This is a genomic window from Thioalkalivibrio sp. ALE20, from assembly GCF_000381405.1.
Taxonomy (GTDB): domain Bacteria; phylum Pseudomonadota; class Gammaproteobacteria; order Ectothiorhodospirales; family Ectothiorhodospiraceae; genus Thioalkalivibrio.
On the sequence record NZ_KB906472.1, the window covers coordinates 249,324 to 266,403 of the forward strand.

General features: G+C 69.2%; 20 protein-coding genes. 15 read left to right on the top strand and 5 right to left on the bottom strand.

The window, feature by feature from the left end; all coding sequences use genetic code 11:
* Positions 1–97: 97 nt before the first annotated feature.
* Positions 98–886 (top strand): lipid-binding SYLF domain-containing protein, encoded by a 789-nt coding sequence (locus F790_RS0104555; RefSeq protein WP_019590961.1) that lies wholly within the window; start codon positions 98–100, stop codon positions 884–886.
* Here the strand turns inward: F790_RS0104555 and bioD are convergent.
* Together bioD and F790_RS0104565 are read right to left on the bottom strand one after the other, a co-directional pair.
* Positions 817–1,533, bottom strand: a complete 717-nt coding sequence (bioD, locus tag F790_RS0104560; RefSeq protein ID WP_019589041.1) for a dethiobiotin synthase — start codon at positions 1,531–1,533, stop codon at positions 817–819. The genes F790_RS0104555 and bioD overlap by 70 nt on opposite strands.
* Positions 1,530–2,438 carry a phosphoribosylaminoimidazolesuccinocarboxamide synthase gene (locus F790_RS0104565; RefSeq protein WP_019589042.1) on the bottom strand — a complete coding sequence of 303 codons (909 nt, stop codon included), beginning with the start codon at positions 2,436–2,438 and terminating at the stop codon, positions 1,530–1,532. Before F790_RS0104565 ends, bioD begins: the two co-directional genes overlap by 4 nt.
* A 96-nt stretch (positions 2,439–2,534) precedes the next feature.
* On the opposite strand from F790_RS0104565, the gene purE reads away from it, so the two are divergent.
* The 12 genes from purE to trpC all read left to right on the top strand — a co-directional run bounded on the left by purE (position 2,535) and on the right by trpC (position 13,030).
* A complete protein-coding gene (gene purE, locus F790_RS0104570; protein WP_019022698.1) occupies positions 2,535–3,050 on the top strand; it encodes a 5-(carboxyamino)imidazole ribonucleotide mutase in 516 nt (171 codons plus the stop codon).
* A gap of 7 nt (positions 3,051–3,057) precedes the next feature.
* Positions 3,058–4,221 carry a 5-(carboxyamino)imidazole ribonucleotide synthase gene (locus F790_RS0104575; protein WP_019590962.1) on the top strand — a complete coding sequence of 388 codons (1,164 nt, stop codon included), beginning with the start codon at positions 3,058–3,060 and terminating at the stop codon, positions 4,219–4,221.
* Entirely contained in the window at positions 4,218–4,838 is a 621-nt protein-coding gene (locus tag F790_RS0104580; protein ID WP_019590963.1) for a class I SAM-dependent methyltransferase, read from the top strand. Before F790_RS0104575 ends, F790_RS0104580 begins: the two co-directional genes overlap by 4 nt.
* Before the next feature lie 3 nt (positions 4,839–4,841).
* On the top strand, positions 4,842–5,507 hold the full coding sequence (locus F790_RS0104585) for an energy-coupling factor ABC transporter permease (RefSeq protein ID WP_019569478.1): 666 nt from the start codon (positions 4,842–4,844) through the stop codon (positions 5,505–5,507).
* Positions 5,508–5,631: 124 nt separating this feature from the next.
* Entirely contained in the window at positions 5,632–5,955 is a 324-nt protein-coding gene (locus tag F790_RS0104590) for a c-type cytochrome (protein WP_018869709.1), read from the top strand.
* Positions 5,956–6,105: 150 nt separating this feature from the next.
* Positions 6,106–6,795, top strand: coding sequence for a ribulose-phosphate 3-epimerase (gene rpe / locus F790_RS0104595; RefSeq protein ID WP_018869710.1), 690 nt, complete (start codon positions 6,106–6,108; stop codon positions 6,793–6,795).
* 48 nt (positions 6,796–6,843) lie between these two features.
* Positions 6,844–7,527, top strand: a complete 684-nt coding sequence (locus F790_RS0104600) for a phosphoglycolate phosphatase (protein ID WP_026279475.1) — start codon at positions 6,844–6,846, stop codon at positions 7,525–7,527.
* Positions 7,528–7,625: 98 nt separating this feature from the next.
* The gene (trpE, locus tag F790_RS0104605; RefSeq protein ID WP_018869712.1) at positions 7,626–9,113 is read left to right on the top strand and encodes an anthranilate synthase component I; all 1,488 of its coding nucleotides are present in this window, start codon (positions 7,626–7,628) and stop codon (positions 9,111–9,113) included.
* Between the two features lie 111 nt (positions 9,114–9,224).
* Positions 9,225–9,818, top strand: coding sequence for an aminodeoxychorismate/anthranilate synthase component II (locus F790_RS0104610; protein WP_019590964.1), 594 nt, complete (start codon positions 9,225–9,227; stop codon positions 9,816–9,818).
* A gap of 85 nt (positions 9,819–9,903) precedes the next feature.
* Positions 9,904–11,121, top strand: a complete 1,218-nt coding sequence (locus F790_RS0104615; protein WP_019590965.1) for a multidrug effflux MFS transporter — start codon at positions 9,904–9,906, stop codon at positions 11,119–11,121.
* 64 nt (positions 11,122–11,185) lie between these two features.
* Positions 11,186–12,217, top strand: coding sequence for an anthranilate phosphoribosyltransferase (gene trpD / locus F790_RS0104620; protein ID WP_019569480.1), 1,032 nt, complete (start codon positions 11,186–11,188; stop codon positions 12,215–12,217).
* Positions 12,218–12,220: 3 nt separating this feature from the next.
* Complete coding sequence (gene trpC / locus F790_RS0104625) at positions 12,221–13,030, top strand: indole-3-glycerol phosphate synthase TrpC (protein ID WP_018869716.1); 810 nt, start codon at positions 12,221–12,223, stop codon at positions 13,028–13,030.
* Positions 13,031–13,045: 15 nt separating this feature from the next.
* Here the strand turns inward: trpC and crp are convergent, their stop codons facing one another.
* A complete protein-coding gene (crp, locus tag F790_RS0104630) occupies positions 13,046–13,660 on the bottom strand; it encodes a cAMP-activated global transcriptional regulator CRP (RefSeq protein ID WP_018947530.1) in 615 nt (204 codons plus the stop codon).
* Positions 13,661–13,814: 154 nt separating this feature from the next.
* Between crp and F790_RS0104635 the strand changes: the two genes are divergently transcribed.
* Together F790_RS0104635 and speD are read left to right on the top strand one after the other, a co-directional pair.
* Entirely contained in the window at positions 13,815–14,243 is a 429-nt protein-coding gene (locus F790_RS0104635) for an OsmC family protein (RefSeq protein WP_019569482.1), read from the top strand.
* An 85-nt stretch (positions 14,244–14,328) separates the two neighbouring features.
* Positions 14,329–15,138: an adenosylmethionine decarboxylase gene (gene speD / locus F790_RS0104640; RefSeq protein ID WP_018869719.1), complete on the top strand. Its 810-nt coding sequence runs from the start codon at positions 14,329–14,331 to the stop codon at positions 15,136–15,138.
* A gap of 37 nt (positions 15,139–15,175) precedes the next feature.
* On the opposite strand, the gene coq7 is transcribed toward speD, so the two are convergent.
* A complete protein-coding gene (coq7, locus tag F790_RS0104645; protein WP_019022708.1) occupies positions 15,176–15,817 on the bottom strand; it encodes a 2-polyprenyl-3-methyl-6-methoxy-1,4-benzoquinone monooxygenase in 642 nt (213 codons plus the stop codon).
* A 27-nt stretch (positions 15,818–15,844) separates the two neighbouring features.
* On the bottom strand, positions 15,845–17,032 hold the full coding sequence (locus tag F790_RS0104650; RefSeq protein ID WP_081647370.1) for a (Fe-S)-binding protein: 1,188 nt from the start codon (positions 17,030–17,032) through the stop codon (positions 15,845–15,847).
* Positions 17,033–17,080 lie beyond the last annotated feature (48 nt).

Sequence of the window (17,080 nt, forward strand, 5' to 3'; positions counted from 1 at the left end):
CGCGCACGGATGCACGAAAAAGGGGGCTTCGGCCCCCTTTTTTTGTGCCATCATGTCGGGATCCTGTTCGAACCCAGGCACCTCCACGGAGGCCCCGATGCGCCCGTTTATCGTCATTGCTCTCGCTCTTGCCGTGGCCCTCTCCCTGATGGCCCCGGCCAGCGCCAACCCGTTCGCGCGCGACGTCGATCCGCAGGACATCGTCGACCGCGCGAAGGACACCCTCACCCGCATGGCCGGGCACCCCGACTATCCCGCGCTGCGCGCCGACCTGCGGGAAGCGCATGCGGTGGTGATCTTCCCGCGCGTGATCCGTGGCGGGTTCTTCATTGGCGGATCCGGCGGGCTGGGCGTGGCCCTGGCCTGGGACGAAGACGAGGGCGATTACAGTCCGGTGGGGTTCTATTCACTCGGATCCGTCAGCTTCGGCGTACAGATCGGCGGGGATGCAGCCGAGGTGGTGATGGTCGCACGGAGGCCCGATGCCCGAGATTCGCTGTTCGCCTCGTCCATGCGACTGGGGGGTGATGCCGAAGTCGCCGCGGGTCCGGTGGGTGCCGGGCGCAGTGCTTCCGTCAATGCGGATTTTATCTCTTACGCGCGGGCGCGCGGGGCGTATCTGGGGATGAGCTTCGAAGGCTCGCGCCTGACGGTCCGCGAAGACTTCAACGAAGCCTACTATGGCGAGGACCTGCGGCCGGTGCACATCCTGGAGGGCCGCAGGGTGGATCACCCCGGGACTCATGCCCTGCGTGACGCCCTGCTCGAGCTCCGCGGAGACGAGGCCGACGAGGTCCCGGCGCGGGGCGGTGAGGATCAGCGGCCGGAGGCCGATCCGGCCGAAGGCGGAATCAGGCCCGATGCGATGGAGGTCGAGACCCTCTGACCGGCCGCCTCCGGGGCTGTCCCCTCGGCCAGTTCGATCACCGGTACCGGGCTGCGCCGTTGCAGGGCGGATGCGTTGTCCAGGCGTGGATCGGTGTCGGGCTGGCGCCGGTTGAGCACGATCCCCGCCAGTGCGAGTCCGCGCCGCTCCAGGGCTTCGAGTGTCAGCAGGCAGGTGTTCAGCGTCCCCAGGCGATCTTCCGCCACCAGCAGTACGGGCAGGCCGAGCGCCGCGGCCAGGTCGGCGTTCAGCGCGTCCTCGGCCAACGGCGAATAGAAGCCGCCGGCGCCTTCCACCAGCAGCGGCCCCTCCGCTTCTTCCCGTTGAGCCTCGCAGGCGTCGACCAGGTCCGCGAGGTACAGCGGGCGGCCGGTGTTGCGCGCCGCCTGGTCCGGGGCGAGGGCATCGGGGAATCGCCAGGGGGTCACCCGAGCGACTGCCGCCGGGGGCAGCCCCGCGGCGGCGGTCAGGGCCACGCCGTCGGCGGGATACAGGCCGTCCGGCCCTGTCTCGCAGCCGGATTCCGCCGGCTTGCACGGGACGGGGTTCAGCCCTGCCGTGCGCCAGGCCCGCAGCAGAGCGCAGCCGACGAAGGTCTTGCCCACGCCGGTGTCGGTGGCGCTGACGAACAGGCCCGCGGGATTCATGACCGGTCGAGTGGCGACCCGGTCAGGCGTTCCAGTGCCTCGCGATAGCGCGCCGCCGTCTGCTCGGCGATCTCCGCGGGCAGGGCCGGGCCCGGGGCCGTCTTGTCCCAGTCCAGGGTCTCCAGGTAGTCACGCACGTACTGCTTGTCGAACGACGCGGGGCTGCGGCCCGGGGCGTATTCGTCCGCCGGCCAGAAGCGCGAGGAGTCGGGTGTCAGGACCTCGTCGATCAGATGCAGGCGGCCTTCGCGGTCGAGCCCGAATTCGAATTTGGTGTCGGCGATGATGATCCCGCGCGCGGCGGCGTGCTCGCGCGCCAGCTTGTAGATCGCGATGCTGGCCTCGCGGACTTCGCGCGCGCGCTCCTCGCCGATGGCCGCGGCGACATGGTCGAAGTCGACGTTCTCGTCGTGATCCCCGACCGCCGCCTTGGTGCTGGGCGTGAACAATGGCTCCGGCAGTGCCCCGGCCAGTTCCAGCCCCGGTGGCAGCGGGAGACCACAGACCGCACCCGTGGCCTGATAGTCCTTCCAGCCGGAGCCGATCAGGTAGCCGCGCACCACCGCTTCCACCGGCAGGGCCTCCAGTCGCCGGACCACCAGGCTGCGCCCCTCGAGCGGCGCGCGCACCGCGGGGTCCGGCACTACCTCGGCCAGCGGTATATCGGTCAGCTGATTGGGGATGTCCAGCTCGCGTTCGATGCGCTGCATCCAGTACACGGTGATCGCGGTCAGCACCCGTCCCTTGTCCGGCACCGGGGTAGGCAGGATCACGTCGAATGCCGACAGCCGGTCGGTGGTCACCATCAGCCAGTGGTCGTCGTCCACCCGGTACAGGTCGCGCACCTTGCCGCGGTGGACGCATTCCAGGTCGGGGATGTCACTTTCAAGAAGGGTATCGTCCATCCGCGTATTGTAGCGGCTGTGGCGACACAGGGAACGCGCCGCCGAAGACTGCCGGCCGGCTTGTCGCCGCACGGCGCTCCCGCTATGGTTGCGCGGATGAATATCACCGACACCGCAACACCGCCGCGCGTGGGCGTGGTCATGGGCAGCACCTCGGACTGGGGAACCATGGAGCGCGCCGCCGAACTGCTGGCGCGCCTGGAGATTCCCCACGAGACCCGCGTGGTGTCCGCGCATCGCACGCCGGATCTGCTGTTCGAGTATGCCGAACAGGCGCGCGAGCGGGGTCTGTCCGCGATCATCGCGGGCGCCGGCGGCGCCGCGCACCTGCCGGGCATGCTGGCCGCCAAGACGCCGGTGCCGGTGCTGGGCGTGCCCGTGGCCTCGCGGCACCTGCAGGGCGAGGACTCGCTGCTGTCCATCGTGCAGATGCCGCGCGGGATCCCGGTGGCCACCTTCGCCATCGGCGAATCGGGTGCCGCCAATGCCGCGCTGTTCGCGGCCGCGATGCTGGCCACCGGCGACCCCGATCTCGCGGCGCGGCTGGACGCCTTCCGCGCCGAACAGCGCGACGCCGTTCTCGGTCAGAGCCTGCCGCCGGATCCGGCGTGAACCGTCCATGATTGCTCCGCCCGCCACCCTCGGCCTGCTGGGCGGCGGCCAGCTGGGCCGCTATTTCGTGCTGGCCGCGCGCCGTTCGGGCTACGCCGTGATGGTGATGGACCCGGACCCGCGCAGCCCGGCCGGAGCGGTCGCGGACTGGCACCGCGTCGCCGCATTCGACGATCATGCGGCGCTGGATCAGCTGGCCGATGCCTGCGCGGCGGTCACCGCCGAGTTCGAGAACATCCCCGCCGCGTCGCTGGAACGCGTGGCGGCGCGCGGCTGTCTGCGCCCCGGGCCACGCGCGCTGACCATCGCCCAGGACCGGCTGGCGGAGAAGCGCTTCCTCGCCGAGGCAGGGATCGCGGTGGCGCCGTGGCGACCGGTGCTGGCCGGTCGTGATCCGCAGCCCCCGGCCACCGGGGCCGGCGAGCCGCGCTTCCCGGCGATGCTCAAGACCGCTCGTCTGGGCTATGACGGCAAGGGGCAGGCCCGTCTCGAGGATCCGGACCACCTGGCCGCGGCCCATGCCGGGCTGGGCGGGGTGGATTGCGTGCTGGAAGAGCAGGTCGAGCTGGCGCGCGAGGTCTCGGTGATCGTGGCGCGCGCGCCGGACGGGCGCAGCGAGGTGTTCCCGGTGGCCGAGAACCATCATCGCCACGGCATCCTGCACCTGACCCGGGTCCCGGCGCGTCTGTCCGCCGCACTGGAGCAGCAGGCCCGAGACGTCGCGCTGCGGGTGGCCGATCGTCTGGATTACTGCGGGGTGCTGGCGGTGGAATTCTTCGTGACCGCCGGCGGCGAGCTGCTGGTCAACGAGATCGCCCCGCGGCCCCACAATTCCGGCCATTACACCCTGGATGCCTGCAGCGTGTCACAGTTCGAACAGCAGCTGCGTGCGGTCTGTGGCCTGGCGCTGGCCCCGGCCCGGGCGACCGCCCCGGTGGCCATGGTCAACCTGCTGGGCGACCTGTGGCCGGCGGCGACCGCGCCGGACTGGACCGGCGTGCTCGGCGAGTCGCGGGCCCGGCTGCATCTGTACGGCAAGGCCGAGGCCCGTCCGGGGCGCAAGATGGGGCATGTGAACGTGGTCGGCCTGCCGGGCGAGGACGACGCCGACGCAGTGGCCGACGTCGCCGAATCCCTGTGGCGGGGCCTCGCCGGAGAACCATTGCAATGAGTCGGAACGATTTTCCCGATGTCGCCGCGCGTCGCGCGCGTCAGGCCGAACTGAAACAGGACCTCGAGATCGAGGAGACCCTGGAAGGCGTGCCGCTGCGCCTGCGCACCACCTGGGGCCTGTTCTCGCCGCGGCGGATCGACGACGGGACCCGGCTGTTGCTGCGGCACGCCGAGATCGGATCCGGTGATCGCTGCCTCGATCTCGGCTGCGGCTATGGTCCGATCGGGCTGGTGATGGCGCACAAGGCCGCCCCCGGGGCCTGCACCCTGGTGGACACCAACTTCATGGCGGTGGAATACGCCCGCACGAATGCCGAGCGTAACGGGCTGACCAACGTCGAATGCCTGCTGAGCAACGGCTTCTCGCATATCCGCGACCGTCGCTTCGACGTCGTCGCCTCCAATCTCCCGGCCAAGGTCGGGCGCGAGCTGCTCTATACCTGGCTGCTGGATGCGCACGAGCAGATGAACCCCGGAGGGCGGTTGTATGTCGTGACCATTACCGGGCTGCGACGCTTCATCGAAAAGGGGTTTCGCGAGGTGTTCGGCAACTACGACAAGCTCAAGCAGGGGCGCGACTACACCGTCGCCCTGGCGCGCCGCGAGGAGGACTGACCCGTGGCCGAGGGTGCGGCCGATCTGCCCGTCGCGCTCCAGGTGCTGGTGGCCCTGCTGACCGGGGCGGGGCTGGTCGTGATGCTGCGTCGCATGCCCTGGGAGGCCTTTTTCATCCCCGGTCGCGCGCAGCTGTTCGTCGGCGCATTCATCGCGCTGCTGGTCATCTGGACGCTGCGCGCGCAGACCGTGGACGGCCTGGCCCTCCACCTGATGGGCATGACCGCAGTGACCCTGGTGTTCGGCTGGCAGCTGGCGATCCTGCTGGCGTTTCTGGTGGTGGGCGTGCTCGGACTGTTCGGCGTGCTGCCGATGTCGACCGTGCCCCTGACCGTGCTGCTGGCCGGCATCCTGCCGGTGGCGGTGACCTGGGGGCTGCTGCGCCTGACCGAAACCCGCCTGCCGCCGCACATGTTCATCTATCTCTACGGGGTGGCCTTCCTCGGAGGGGCGCTGTCGGCGGTGGTCGCGGTGCTGGGTACCGCGGCGGTGTACGGCCTGTTCACCGAACTGGCCTGGCACGAGGTCTATCGCGACTACGTGCGTTATCTCCCCCTGCTGATCCTGCCCGAGTCGGTGGTCAACGGCATCGTGGTCACGGCCCTGGTGGTCCTGCGCCCGGGCTGGCTGGCCACCTGGTCGGACGAGCGCTATCTCCACGGACGCTGACCTGCCCCGATCAAATCAGGATTTGTTTAATGAACCGTTCAGGAAGTGCCTGCTAATGTTCATTCCACGCAGCGGTCGAGACCCTGTGCATAAAACCCGAAGGATCCAGCAGGAGACAACAACAATGAAGAACGCATTCGCGCTGATGACCGGGGCCGGTCTGGCCCTCGCCTTCACCCTCCCGGCGCAGGCGGCCGACATCAAGGCCGGGCAGTCCATGTACCAGGCCGTGTGTGCCAGCTGCCACCAGGCCGACGGGCGTGGTCAAGCGATCTTCCCGGCCCTGAAGGGTCAGGACGCCGCCTACGTGACCGACAAGCTCGAACGCTACCGCGCCGGCGAGCAGGTGGGCGACAACACCGCGCTGATGCGCCCCCACGCGCAGTCGCTGAGTGACGAGGACATCGCCAACGTGGCGGCCTTCATCGAGACCGAGTTCGCCGAATAAGGCGCGGTTTGCCCCGGGGGCGACGCTCGTCGGCCCCGCTGCGCGGTCCCGGATTTTTGCCCGGGGCCGCGCCTTCGGGTAAAGTTTTGCGGTTCAGAAGAACCGGCACGCGCCGGTCTCCTTCCCGATTTAACCTTCGCGAGGCACCGCATGGCACAACCCGACCTGATTGCTCCGTCCATCCTGTCCGCCGATTTCGCCCGGCTGGGCGAGGAAGTCGAGAACGTCCTCAACTCGGGCGCCGACATCGTCCACTTCGACGTGATGGACAACCACTATGTCCCCAACCTGACCATCGGTCCGCTGGTCTGCGAAGCCCTGCGCAAGCACGGCATCCAGGCGCCGATCGACGTGCACCTGATGGTGAAGCCGGTGGACCGCATCATCCCGGATTTCGCCCAGGCCGGTGCCAGCTACATCACCTTCCATCCGGAGGCCTCCGACCACATCGACCGCACTCTGCAGCTGATCAAGAGCGAGGGCTGCAAGGCCGGGCTGGTGTTCAATCCGGCGACCCCGCTGTCGCATCTGGATTACGTGATGGACAAGGTCGACATGATCCTGCTGATGTCGGTGAACCCCGGTTTCGGTGGGCAGAAGTTCATCCCCGGCACGCTGGACAAGCTGCGCGAGGCGCGCCAGCGCATCGACGCCTCCGGGCGTGATATCCGCCTGGAGATCGATGGTGGCGTGAAGGCCGACAACATCCGCGAGGTCAAGGCGGCCGGCGCGGATACCTTCGTCGCCGGCTCGGCGATCTTCGGCGCGGGCGAGGATTCCGATCCCAACCGCTACGACAGCATCCTCAAGAAGATGCGCGAGGAGCTGGCCGGCGCCTGAGGCGTTGGTGCCCCGTCCGTCCGTTCCGCCCGTCGCTGCGAGGTTCGCGTGAGTCTGAAACGTCCCGCCATGATCCTGATCGACCTGGACGGCACGCTGATCGACAGCGTGCCCGATCTGGCCTGGAGCGTGGACGCGATGATGCGCGAGCTCGGTCTGCCCGAGCGCGGCGAGGCCGCGGTGCGCAACTGGGTGGGCAACGGCGTCGAACGGCTGGTGCAGCGTGCGCTGGTCAACGATCTCGACGGCGAGCCCGACCCGGAGCTGTACCAGCGGGCCCTGCCGGTTTTCATGCGGATCTACCAGGAGAACACCGCCGGGCGCAGCCCGCTGTATCCCGGCGTGCGCGAGGGCCTGGACCGTCTGCGGGCCGAGGGCTACCGCCTGGGCTGTGTGACCAACAAGGCGGGCTGCTTCACCCGCCCGTTGCTGGCGGAGAAGGGCATCCTCGACGACTTCGAGATCGTGGTCGCCGGCGACGATCTGGAGAAGAAAAAACCGGACCCGGAGCCCCTGTGGCATGCCGCACGCGAGCTGGGCGTGAAGCCGGAGGATTCGCTGATGGTCGGGGATTCGAAGAGCGACGTGAAGGCGGCGCGCGCGGCGGGATTCCAGATCGTCTGCATGACCTACGGCTACAATCACGGGGACGACATCCGCGACCAGAATCCGGACGCGGTGCTGGACCGTCTGGACGAGCTCCCTGCGCGACTGCCGGCACGGGCGGCATGAGGCCGGTCATGGACGCCTGCTTCCCCGCGACCGGACGATGGCGCGACGGCCTCTGAACCGCCGTCCTTCATCCGACCCGTTGCCAGGAAATGTCCGCCATGACCCCCGAACAGTTCGACGAACTCGCCCGCGAGGGGCATAACCGCATCCCGCTGGTGCGCGAGGTGCTCGCCGACCTCGAGACCCCGCTGTCGATCTTCCTCAAGCTGGCCAACCGGCCGTATTCGTATCTGTTCGAATCGGTGCAGGGCGGCGAGCGCTGGGGGCGCTATTCGTTCGTGGGGCTGCCGGCCCGCACCCTGGTGAGGGTGCACGGCCACGAGATCACGGTGGAGACCGACGGCGAGGTGGTCGAACGCGAGACCGTGGCCGACCCGCTGGCCTGGATCGAGGCCTATCAGGCGCGTTTCCGGGTGGCCGATCTGCCGGGCCTGCCGCGCTTCACCGGCGGACTGGTCGGCTACTTCGGGTTCGAGACCGTGCGTCTCATCGAGCCGCGCCTGGACGGCCCGGACAAGCCTGACGAACTGGGCCTGCCGGACATCCTGCTGCTGGTCTCCGAGGAAGTCGTGGTCTACGACAACCTGTCCAGTCGCGCGTACCTGGTGGTGCATGCCGATGCGTCCCGGCCGGACGGGCAGGCGGTGGCGTCCGAGCGCCTGGACGAACTCGAGACCCGTCTGGGCGAGCCGCTGGTTCCGCCGGACGATCCGCCGCATCCGCACGCGGTGCCGGAATACGTTCCCGGCTGGTCGGCCGAGGGCTTCCAGGCGGCGGTGGAGAAGGCGCAGCAGTACATCCTAGACGGCGACGTGATGCAGGTGGTGCTGGCGCAGCGCATGAGCGTGCCGTTTTCCGCGCCGCCGCTGGATCTCTACCGCGCCCTGCGCGAACTGAACCCTTCGCCCTACATGTATTACCTGGACCTGGGCGATCACCACGTGGTCGGCGCGTCGCCGGAGATCCTGGTGCGCCTGGAGGACGAACGCGTGACCGTGCGCCCGATCGCCGGGACCCGGCCGCGCGGGCGCGATCCGGACGAGGACCGCGCGCTGGAGGCCGAACTGCTGGCCGATCCCAAGGAGCGTGCCGAACATCTGATGCTGATCGACCTGGGGCGCAATGATGCCGGCCGGGTCAGCCGCACCGGCTCGGTGCGGGTCACCGACACCATGGTGGTGGAACGCTATTCGCACGTGATGCACATCGTCTCCAATGTGGAAGGCGAGCTGGCGCCGGGGCTGTCGGCGATGGACGTGCTGCGCGCGACCTTCCCGGCCGGCACGGTCAGCGGCGCGCCCAAGATCCGAGCGCTGGAGATCATCGACGAGCTGGAGCCGGTCAAGCGCGGGCCGTACTCCGGGGCGGTGGGGTATCTCTCCTGGTCCGGCAACATGGACACCGCGATCGCCATCCGTACGGCGGTGCTGCACGAAGGCGAGCTGCACATCCAGGCCGGGGCCGGCGTGGTCCACGACTCGGTGCCCGAGAACGAGTGGCAGGAGACCCTGAACAAGGGTCGCGCCGTGGTGCGCGCGGCGGAGACTGCGCTCGGCGGGCTGGGGCCGCGCCGCCACCGCCGCTGATTTCGCCGCCGGCGCGGGTGGACCCCCTTTTGCCCGGGTTTCCGGGCTTCGTTCCTCGCGCCGCGCTACGCTTGTCCGCAACTCGCCGTCCAGGCCATCCGGGAGCCCGACATGATCCTGATGCTCGACAACTATGACTCCTTCACCTACAACCTCGTGCAGTATCTGGGCGAGCTGGGGGCGGAGGTGGCCGTGCATCGCAACGACCGCATCACCCCGGAGGACATCGCCACGCTGGACCCCGCCGGGATCGTCATCTCGCCGGGCCCCTGCACGCCCAACGAGGCCGGGGTATCGCTGGCGGTGATCGAGCGCTTCGCCGGCGAGATCCCGATCCTCGGGGTCTGCCTCGGGCACCAGGCCATCGGTCAGGCCTTCGGGGGATCCGTGGTGCGCGCCCGCGAGATCATGCACGGGAAGACCTCGCCGGTGCACCACACCGGTCAGGGCGTGTTCGCGGGGCTGGAGAACCCGCTGGAGGCCACCCGCTATCACTCGCTGGTGGTGGATGCCGGCTCGGTGCCGGACTGCCTGGAAGTCACCGCGTGGACGGAACATGCCGACGGCACGCGTGACGAGATCATGGGGCTGCGCCACCGTGAACTGGATGTGGAAGGCGTACAGTTCCACCCGGAGTCCATCCTGACCCGTCAGGGCCACGAGCTGCTGGACAACTTCCTGCGCCGCCTGCCGCAGCCGGCGTGACGCCGGGGAAACGCGAACCGATGTGCGCGTTCGCGCTCCAGACGCCTTTGCGTGACCACCCCGCGCGACGACTGCCGTGCCGTCATTGAGCGACCGCCGTACCCGGCTGCGCTACGCGCTGCTGGTGGCGCCGCTGGTGATGCTGGCGCCGTTCTCGCTGGATACCTATCTGCCATCGTTTCCGGCGATGGCGGAATCCCTGGCGGTGGATTCCGCGGCCATGCAGGCCACGCTGTCCGCCTACCTGGTGGCGTTTGCCCTGTCCACGCTGGTCACCGGTCCGCTGTCGGACGCCTTCGGGCGGCGCCCGGTGGTGTTGTGGGCGCTGTTCGCCTACCTGCTGATCTCCGCTCTGCTGGTGGTGTCCACCGCCTACTGGCAGGTCGTCACCCTGCGCATCCTGCAGGGGTTGGCGGCGGCCACCGGGGTGGTGGTCGGGCGGGCGCTGGTGCGCGACCGTTTCGACCCGACCGATGCGCGCCGGGTCTTTGCTCTGGTCACCATGGTGTTCTCCATCGGGCCGGCTGCCGCACCCATCATCGGGGGCTGGCTGCAGGCCGGCTTTGGCTGGCGCTCGGTGTTCGCCTTCCTCGCGCTGTACGGCGGCGTGCTGCTGCTGGCGGCGCGGGCGTTCCTGCCGGAGACGCTGCCGCCGGTCGGGCGGGTGCGCAGCCGGCCGCCGGCGATCGTGCAGGGCTATCTGCGCACCCTGCGCAACCCGCGATTCCTGCGGCCGGTGGGGGTGCACGCGGCGATGTTCGGGGCGATGTTCATCTTCATCGCGGCCTCGCCGACGCTGATCTACGAGCATCTGGGCGGGGACGAACGCGATTTCTGGTGGCTGTTCCTGCCGCTGGTGGCGGGGCTCCTGCTGGGGGCGTTCGTGGCCGGGCGCACGGCCGCGCGCCTGACGCCGCAGGCCGCCGTGAGCATCGGCCTGGGCCTGAGCGGAACGGCCCTGGTGCTGATCGGGGTCGGTGCCTGGCTGGACGGACCGGTGGTGTCGATCACCGGGCCGTTCGCGCTGTACAGTTTCGCCCTGGCCACGGCCATGCCGTCGCTGACCCTGCTGGCGCTGGACTGCTACCCCGGGGCACGCGGCATGGCCTCGGCCATGCAGGCCTTCGTGCAGCTGGGCATCAGTGCATTGCTGACGCTGTTCCTGGTCGACCATCTGGATGATGATCCGCGCCACCTGGTGGCGGGGGCCCTGGTGGTGTGGTTGGTCGGGGCGCTGATCTGGTGGCTGGGCGGCGGTCCGCGCGACGTGCCGCGCGCCCCGGCGGCCGGTCGACCTGCGTAAAGCCGCGCGTTTCCCTAAACTGTGCCCCGTTGATCCCTGACCGCCCAGCAGCCGGAGAACGAACGTGACCCTGCCCCAAGCCATTGCGAAGCTGGTTGAACGCCAGGACCTGGACGCCGACGAGATGACCGCCGTGATGCGCGCGGTGATGGGCGGCGAGGCGACCGATGCCCAGATCGGCGGCCTGCTGGTCGCCCTGCGGATGAAGGGCGAGACCATCGACGAGATCCGCGCCGCCGCCGGGGTGATGCGGGAACTGGCCACGCGGGTGGACGTCCCGCGCGCCGGCCTGGTGGATACCTGCGGGACCGGGGGCGATGCCTCCGGGACCTTCAACATCTCCACCGCCTCGGCACTGGTGGCCGCGGCCGCCGGGGTGCGGGTGGCCAAGCACGGCAACCGGTCGGTGTCCTCGCGTTCGGGCTCCGCCGATGTGCTGGAAACCCTGGGCGTAAACCTGGAGCTGGGCCCCGACGCGGTGGCTACCTGCATCCGGGAGGTCGGGGTCGGCTTCCTGTTCGCCCCGGCCCATCACGGGGCGATGCGCCATGCGATCGGGCCACGCCGGGAGCTCGGCGTGCGCACGCTGTTCAACGTGCTGGGGCCGCTGACCAATCCGGCCGGTGCGCCCAACCAGGTGCTGGGGGTGTTCTCCGCCGACTGGCTGCGGCCGCTGGCGGAGGCCCTGAAGGGCCTGGGTTCCGAACACGTGATGGTGGTGAATGCCGAGGACGGACTGGACGAGATCAGCATCGGCGCGCCGACCCGGGTGGCGGAGCTGCGCGACGGCGAGATTACGGAATATACCCTGCGGCCGGAGGATGTCGGCCTGACCACCGCCGCCCTGGACACCGTGCGGGTCGCCGACGTGGCGGCCTCGGCGGCGATGCTGCGCGACGTGCTGGCGGGTACGCCGGGACCCGCGCGCGACATCGTCCTGCTCAACGCCGGCGCGGCGATCTTCGTGGGCGGCGGCGCGCCAAGCCTGGAGGCGGGCGTACGCCGGGCCGCCGAGGTGATCGACAGTGGCGCCGCCCGCGAACGACTGGAACAGCTGCAGGCCGTCTCCACGCGGCTGGCACAAAAGGAGAGTTGAAACATGAGTGACGACACCCCCGATATCCTCGAGCGGATCCTCGAACGCAAGCGCGAGGAGCTGATCGAGCGCTCCGACGTGCAGCCCCTGCGCGAGCTGCGTGGCTGGCTGACGTCGGCGGAGGAGCCGCGCGGTTTCCGCGCCGCGCTGCAGGCGGACATCGACGCCGGGCGCGCCGCGGTGATCGCCGAGATCAAGAAGGCCAGCCCCAGCAAGGGGCAGATCAGTCCGAACTTCAACCCGGACGCGTTCGCGCGTTCGTATGCCGAGCACGGGGCCACCTGCCTGTCGGTGCTGACGGACGTGAGCTTCTTCAAGGGCCGCGACGGTGACCTGCGTGCGGCGCACGTGGCCTGTGACCTGCCGATCCTGCGCAAGGACTTCGTGATCGACCTGTATCAGGTCTACGAGGCGCGGGTGCTGGGGGCCGATGCGGTGCTGCTGATTGCGGCGGTGCTGGATGACACCAACCTGGGCGAACTGATCTTCCTCACCCGCGAGCTGGGCATGGATCCGCTGGTGGAGGTGCACGACGCCGAGGAACTGGAGCGCGCGGTGCGCCTGGGTGCGGACCTGATCGGCATCAACAACCGCGACCTGCGCAGTTTCGAGACGCGTCTGGAGACTACCCTGGAGCTGCTCGACCGGGTGCCGGAAGACGTGCTGCTGGTGACCGAGAGCGGCATCCACAGCGTCGAGGACGTGCAGCGGATGCGCGACGCGGGGGTGAATGCGTTCCTCGTGGGCGAGGCCTTCATGCGCGAGGAGGATCCGGGCGCAGCCCTCGGGCGGCTGTTCCGCGGCGAGGGCTGAGCCGGGGCCGGGGGATCAGCGCGTGCCGTAGACCACGATGGTCTTGCCGTGCGCGCTGATCAGGCCGCGTTCTTCCAGTTCCTTGAGCACGCGGCCGGCCATCTCGCGCGAGCAGCCGACGATGCGCGCCAGCTCCTGGCGGGTGATGCGCAGCTGCATGCCGTCGGGATGGGTCATCGCGTCGGGCTGCTGAGCGAGGTCGAGCAGGGTGTGCGCGATGCGGCCGGTGACGTCGACAAAGGCGAGGTCCATGACCTTGCGCGAGGTCTGCCGCAGGCGGGCGGCGATCTGCCGGGTCAGCAGCATCAGGATCTCGGGGTCGCGCATCGCCAGTTCGCGAAAGCGCGTGTAGGGGATCTCCGCGGTGTCGGTGTCCTCGCGGGTGACGACCGTGGCGCTGCGCGGGTCGTCCTCGAACAGCCCGAGCTCGCCGAAGAATTCGCCGCGGTTGAGATAGGCCAGCACCAGTTCGTGGCCGTTGTTCTCGCCCAGCACGGAGACCGAGCCGCCGAGTACGTAGTACAGCGTGTCCGGTACCGTGCCCGCCTGGATCACGGTGGTGCGGCGCGGATAGTGGCGGCGCTGGCAGTGTTCCAGCAGACGTTCCATCGCCGGAGAATGGTTGGGCATGGCCGCTTGGGCCGGGGAAGGCTTGCTCATGATTACCGGTTCGATCGGGAGAACACGTTAAAGTGTAGTGCACGAGAGTGTAATGCACCCGGCGGGGGCTTCGGTGACGATTCTGCTTCGACGGGTTCACAAAAATATCGGGCAGGGTGGATAAATGCGGGTACGCGTGAAATGGCTGGACGGTGTGGCTTTCGTCGGCGAGACGGACAGCGGCCACGCGGTGGTGATGGACGGGGCGCCGGACGCCGGCGGGCGCAACCTGGGGGCGCGGCCGATGGAGATGCTGCTGCTGGGACTGGGCGGCTGCACCAGTTTCGACGTGGTGGCGATGCTGAAGAAGTCGCGGCAGGATGTGCTGGACTGTCAGGTGGACATCGACGGCACCCGCGCCGACGAGGTGCCGAAGGTCTTCACCGACATCCATGTGCATTTCCGGGTGTACGGGAACGATCTGTCGCAAAAGCACGTCGCACGGGCGGTACAGCTCTCCGCCGAGAAATACTGTTCGGCGTCGATGATGCTGGGGGCGTCGGCCCGCGTGACCCATGATTTCGAGATCGTGGAAGGGCCGGCTCCGCGCTGATCCGCTGGCGGGTGCAAGCCGTTGACTCGCCGCGTGATGTCTCTACAATTCGCCGCTCCTTACGGCCCGGGCAAGAGGGTACGCCATGTCGCGTCACAAGAAGCAGATCAAGCTCCACGGCTTCAACAACCTGACCAAGAGCCTGAGCTTCAATATCTATGACATCTGCTATGCGTCGGGCGATCGTCATCGCGACGAGTACATCGCCTACATCGACGAGGCCTACAACGCCCAGCGTCTGACGCAGATCCTGACGGACGTGGCGCACCTGATCGGTGCCAACATCCTCGACATCTCGCGCCAGGACTACGACCCGCAGGGCGCGTCGGTGACCATGCTGATCTCCGAGGAGCCGGTGGCCACCGAGCAGATCGGCTACACCGAGGGCCCGGGACCGCTGCCGGAAACCGTGGTCGGGCATCTCGACAAGAGCCACATCACCGTGCACACCTATCCGGAGGCGCATCCGGAGGGCGGGATCGCGACCTTTCGCGCGGATATCGACGTGTCCACCTGCGGGCGCATTTCACCGCTGCGCGCGCTGAACTACCTGATCCACAGCTTCGAGTCGGACATCGTGATCATGGACTACCGGGTGCGCGGCTTTACCCGGGACGTGCGCGGCAAGAAGCACTTCATCGATCACAAGATCAACTCCATCCAGGACTTCCTGTCGCGCGACACCAAGGACAAGTACCAGATGGTGGACGTGAACGTGTACCAGGAGTATCTGTTCCACACCAAGATGGTGCTGAAGGATTTCGACCTCGACAACTACCTGTTCGGCCTGGGCAAGGACGACTACTCGGCGAAGGAAGCCAAGCGCATCGCCAAGCTGCTCAAGCACGAGATGATGGAGATCTTCTACGGCAAGAACATGAGCCGCGGGAGCTGACGCGCCGCGCGGGATGCCCGGCCCGGGGAAACCGGGCTCAGAGCCGGTAGGCGGTGTGCGTCATGATCTTCGAGGTCAGCGGCATCAGCACGCTGCGCACCGGCCACGGCAGGGTCCGACCCCCCATCGCCATGGCCTTTGCCCCGTGTTCCACCTCTTCCTGCTTCATCTGTTCGAGGATGCGCGCCGACACGGTGTCGGACGGCGGCAGGCGGTCCAGGTGGCGGTCCAGGTGCTGCTCCACCTGGCGCTCGGTCTCGTCGACAAAGCCCAGGCTGTAACGGTCCCCGGCCAGCCCGGCCAGCGCACCCACGCCCAGCGAGCTGACGTACCACAAGGGCGTCAGCAGGCTGGTGTGCATGCCCATCTCGTGGACCCGCCGGGCGCACCAGTGCAGGTGGTCGCCTTCCTCGCGTGCCGCCTGGTCCAGCTGCGCGCGAATCGCCGGGGTGCGGGCGGTGAGCATCTGTCCCTGATACAGGCCCTGGGCGGCCACCTCGCCGGCATGGTTGACCCGCATCAGCCGCCCGGTTTCCTGACGGTCGTGGTCGTCCAGCATCGGACCGGGTTCGTCACCACCGGGCGACGGGCGGCCGGTGGAGCGGGCATGCCCGGAGACGACCTTGACGAGGGCGTCGGCCTGGGTGATCAGATGATCCAGCGGGGAGAGTCGGCGCATGGCGGGCGCTCGGGTATGGGCCTTGTCTCAGGTTACCGCGAGGCGCCCCGCAAGGAAACGGGCCGGGGAGACAAGCGGCGGGTCTTCAGGCGATTGCGGCTGCAGGGCGCGCAGATGCACCCGGCAACCCACGTTGCCGGAGACGATGCAGTCAGGAGCCTCCGTACCCAGGGCCTGCAGGGTCTGCTGTCCCAGGGCATCGGCCTGCTCCGGCCAGGCGAGCATCGCGGTGCCACCGGCGCCGCAGCAGTTGGGGAGGGACGGGGTCCCGGCGAGGGTCACGCCGGGCAGGCCGCGCAGCAGCGTCGGCAGGATCTCGCCCTCGCGGGTGACGTTCCGCTGGGTGCAGGGGCGATGCAGGGCGACGCGCACCGGGTCCTCGCGCCAGCCGTCACGGGGCGGCCCGTGTTCCTCCAGGTGTCGGGCGACGAAACGCGTGAGGCTGGTCGCGCGGGCGCCGGGGAAGCTGTCGGCGGCCTCGCGCAGGGTCGCCTCGCAGCCGCTGTCGAGGACGATCACCGGCGGGCCATCCTCGGCCGCACCGAAGGCTTCCCGATTGTGCCGCTCCAGTTCCGTGGCCGCCGCGGGGCGTCCGGCGTGTCGGTCCAGGGCGCCGCAGCAGGTCGGGGAGGAGGGGATGCCCACCTTCAGACCCAGCGCATGCAGGACGGTCAGGGCCGCTTCCAGGTCGGGCCCGGTGAAGAAGGCGTCCATGCAGCCGGTGAACAGCAGCACGTCGACCGCGTCGGGCGGGCCGTCGGCGCGCAGCCGGGGAGGCGGGGCGAGGCTGGGGCGCGCATGTTCCAGGGCCCGGCGCACGGTGGCGTCCAGTCCCGGGAGCCCGGCGCGCGGCAGGCGTGCGGCGGCCCGGGCCCCGAGGCCGGCGAGTCGCCGCAGCCGGGGCGATCCCAGCAGGCGGTCGTGCAGCATGCGAGGCATGGGCAGCGGGGCGCCCTCCGGCTCGTCCGATTCCTGAAGGAGGATTTCGCGGCTGCGATCCATCAGGGCACCGAAGGGGACTCCGGCCGGGCACACGGCCTCGCAGGAGCGGCAGCCGAGACAGCCTTCCAGATGGCTGCGCAGGCGGGGGGACTGGGGATCGAGCTCGCCGCGGGCCAGGCCCTGCATCAGGGTCAGGCGACCTCGCGGGGAGTCGCCTTCCTGCCGGTGCAGCCCGTAGGTGGGGCAGTGGGGCAGGCACAGACCGCAGTGCACGCACTGATCCACCGCCGAAAGCCCCGTGTACTTCGAGGGTTGGTCGGA